The organism is Polaromonas sp. P3_C2, from assembly GCF_056402675.1.
Genome location: NZ_JBFUGX010001164.1, coordinates 1 through 712 on the forward strand (window position 1 = coordinate 1; position 712 = coordinate 712).

A 712-nucleotide genomic window follows, 5' to 3' on the forward strand; every position below is an offset into this window, starting at 1 on the left:
AGGTTGTTCATGTTGTCCATCAGTGCGTCAGTGAAAGGTACGCGGCGAAAACGATCAAACGCCATGTCGAGCTGGCCTTGACCTTGCAGCGCCAGACCCATCATGCGATTGGTCTCGGCCGATTCCTCGTCGGACTTGAGCTTGCCAGCCTCGGTCATGAGGAAGCGCTTGGTCGTCAACGCCAGGTGGCCGATCACCAGCAGGGCTGCGGGAAAGACAAACTTGAGCCAGGTCGCGGCCGCCGACAGCAAGCCGAACTCAACCACCAGCAACACCAGGAACAGTGCCAACGTGATGACCGCAGCCTTACCAGCGGAGAGGCGAGGCAACCCGGCGATAAGGTAAGCCGCAACCACGAGCAGAACAGCCAACGTAGCCCAGACACCCCAAGTCGGCTGGACAATGAAGTGTTCACTCAGGATGCTGGAAGTGATGTGCGCAATGGTCTCTGCCGGTGACAGCCCCGGACCGGCCGGCGTCGTGAAGAGGCTACCCACGCCCTGCGCCGTGGCGCCGATCACCACAATCTTGTCCGCATATTTGGTGGCAGGGATTTTGCCAGTCAGCACGTCATAGAAGGAGTCAACTGCAAAAGCAGGCTTGCCGCCGCTGCCTTTATAAAACTGCGGCAACATCAGGGCCGACTCGTCGGTGCGCACTCGGAGCTTGCCGATTTGCACCGACTCCCCCACGTTGAGCTTGATATCAGAGG

The 712-nt window shown here is 59.4% G+C and carries 1 protein-coding gene; it reads right to left on the bottom strand.

The window, feature by feature from the left end; all coding sequences use genetic code 11:
• Positions 1-712 (bottom strand): CHASE2 domain-containing protein (locus tag AC1DWI_RS25350; RefSeq protein WP_477726211.1); only part of this gene is annotated, 712 nt, incomplete at both ends.